Genomic DNA, 2516 nt, shown 5'->3' with positions numbered 1-2516 from the left:
AGTCAGGGCTGCCGACGACCACGAAGGAAAATGACGGGGTTAGCCGCACCGCGACCATGTCGACCGCGATGAACTGGCCAAGACGGATACCGGCATCGAACCCGCCGGCCGCGAGATCGACCATCTCGTCGCTCGCGGCGATCTCCAGTTCGATCTCGGGATAGGCCCGGCAGAACGACGCGATCATCGGCTCCAGGATCAAGGGCACGACGGCGCGGGGTACGGACAGGCGCAGCAGACCGGTCGGCCGCCGGCCGATGTCACGCACCGCCTCGCCGGCCGCCACAAGTTCTTCGAAAGCAGGGCCGGCACGGTCGAGGAACCGTTGGCCAGGCTCGCTCAAGCCGACACTCCGCGTTGTGCGAACGAACAACGCCGCACCCATGCGTGTTTCCAGCGCGCGCACCGCCTGGCTCACGGCGGACGGTGTCACGCCGAGTTCCGCTGCGGCGCGGCGGAAGTTGCGGTGCCTGGCGACGGCCAGGAATGCCTCGACGCCCTCCAGCGCTCCGTGCCGGACTGTGTAGTTCTGCTTCATGGGTTGTTGTGATTACAGCGGATGGTCGAATTATGGAAGCGGGCTTAGTAGGTCGGTCAAGGTAGTCCGCCAAGGGCTGCCCTGCGTCTCACGCGGTGTCGGAGGTCGCATGAACCAGTTTCGAGAGAGGCCAGATGTCAACCGAGGTCGTGTTCCAAATCCATCTTGTTCTGGGCTATGTCGCGTGGCTGCTTTGCTTCGCCGTATACGGTTTGCCGTGGCTCAGGTCTATGGACCGGGTCGCGACGCAACGCGCTGTCGCCACTCTGCACAGCTTCCGCTTCTTCGGGCTGGTCTTCCTCGTTCCGGGTGTCGTCGGCCCCGATTTGCCTGCCGGCTTTGCCGTGTTTGCTGCCTACGGCGACCTCATAACAGGAGTGCTGGCCATGCTGGCGCTGGTCACGGCAAGGATACCTCGGATCTTCTGGGCGCTCGTCGTTGCCTTCAATCTGGTCGGGACTGTCGACCTCGTCGTAGACTATTACCACGCCATCCAGGTCGGCCTTCCCCAGCGTGCGGGCGAACTGGGCGCCACCTACGCGATCCCGATCATCTACGTGCCGCTGCTGATGATCACGCACACCGTCGCGCTCTATTTTCTGGTGCGTCCTCCGCAAGCCGCGACTTGACCTGTCGCAGACTAATCCTTTGCCGCCGCCCTGATGTCCAGCAGACCGTAGCCGAAATCATTGTCGCGTCCCTTGGGGCCGAGATCCCTGGCCGTCGCCGCGAGCGCCTTCTCGATGCCGTCGGCCGTTCGACCGGGCGCGGCGTGGATGAGATTGGCGATGGCGCCGCTCACGATCGCCGCCGCAAACGAGGTACCGGTGACCACGTCCGAGCCGGCGCCGCTCGGCGCCACCATCTCGACGCCAGGCGCCGAGATGAAGACATAGGCGCCGCGATTGGCCTGCGGCATCAGCCCGTCCTTGGCATCAGTGGCGGTGACTGCGATGACACCATCGAAAGCCGCCGGATAGCCATAGGGCGCCTTCGGCCCGTTGTTGCCGGCTGCGGCGACCAGCACCATGCCGAGTGCGCGGGCATTGCGGCAGGCGACGCCGAGCAAATCGTTCTTCGGCCCGACGAAGCTCATATTGATGATGCGCACGTCCTGTTCCGCCGCCCAGTCGAGCGCCGACAGGATGACGTCCATGGTCGACTTGCCGCCCTCGAAGGCGCGGGCGTGATAGATCTTTGCGCCCGGCGCCATGCCTTCCAGCACGCCGACGCCGGCGATCAGCCCGTCGATCGACGTGCCGTGATCGCGCTTTTCGATCGGCACGTCGGGCATGGCGTCGAACTGCCCGGCAATGACGCCCGACAGCGCCGGGTTGGTGTCGTCGATGCCAGTGTCGATCACCGCGATGCGGACGTTTTCGCCGCTGGCCTGCTTGGCATCGAGCGCGATACGATCGAACGCATAGTTGACGATGCCGGCGGCCTGCTGCAGCGAATAGACATGGTTGGGCTCGCGCCGCTGGGTGCGGCCGTCGGCGGCCAGTTGCGCCAGCACGACGCCGACGGGCCGGCCGTCGGGAATGCCGAAGCGCACAAGCGTGGTGCCAAGCAGAAGCGACTGGCGCTGCGAGCGCACCTGCAGGCCGAAAGAAGCGGCGATCTGCTGGACGGCGCCGGCATCGCCGTCGACGGTCACCAGCACCTCGTCGGGCACGAAATCGCCGACCACCGCGCGCGGCGGCTGAACGGCAATGAGATCGGTCGGCGAGACGATCGGGCCACCGGGCGGGGGGCCGGCTTGGTTATCGGCAGGCGGCGTCGCGGGTGCCGGCCGTGGCGTCGGCACAGGGGTCGGAGGCGCCGCCGGGTTAGGAAACAGGTCGACGATCAGCGCCGGCAGGAAGACGGCGCCGGATTGGCCTGCGTCCGATCCGCCCTTTGTGTCGCTGCCATCCTTGGCGCAGTCGGCTCCCGCCGCATTGGTCCCATCGCCGCAGTCGATTTGCGTCCGATCAGG

The 2516-nt window shown here is 66.3% G+C and carries 3 protein-coding genes; 1 reads left to right on the top strand and 2 read right to left on the bottom strand.

All coding sequences use genetic code 11. The features are described 5' to 3' along the window. On the bottom strand, positions 1 to 538 hold a 538-nt coding region (locus EN939_RS29615), incomplete at its 3' end, for a LysR family transcriptional regulator (RefSeq protein ID WP_127271224.1). A 134-nt stretch (positions 539 to 672) separates the two neighbouring features. On the opposite strand from EN939_RS29615, the gene EN939_RS29610 reads away from it, so the two are divergent. Then, positions 673 to 1167: a hypothetical protein gene (locus EN939_RS29610; protein WP_127271222.1), complete on the top strand. Its 495-nt coding sequence runs from the start codon at positions 673 to 675 to the stop codon at positions 1165 to 1167. A gap of 11 nt (positions 1168 to 1178) precedes the next feature. Here EN939_RS29610 and EN939_RS29605 read toward each other — a convergent pair. Then, positions 1179 to 2516 (bottom strand): S8 family serine peptidase (locus EN939_RS29605; RefSeq protein ID WP_245473206.1); only part of this gene is annotated, 1338 nt, incomplete at its 5' end.

Origin of the sequence: Mesorhizobium sp. M7A.F.Ca.CA.002.05.1.1, assembly GCF_003998335.1 — a bacterium.
Taxonomy (GTDB): domain Bacteria; phylum Pseudomonadota; class Alphaproteobacteria; order Rhizobiales; family Rhizobiaceae; genus Mesorhizobium.
The sequence above is the reverse complement of the archived record's forward strand: the minus strand, read 5'-3'. Positions and strand labels throughout refer to the sequence as shown.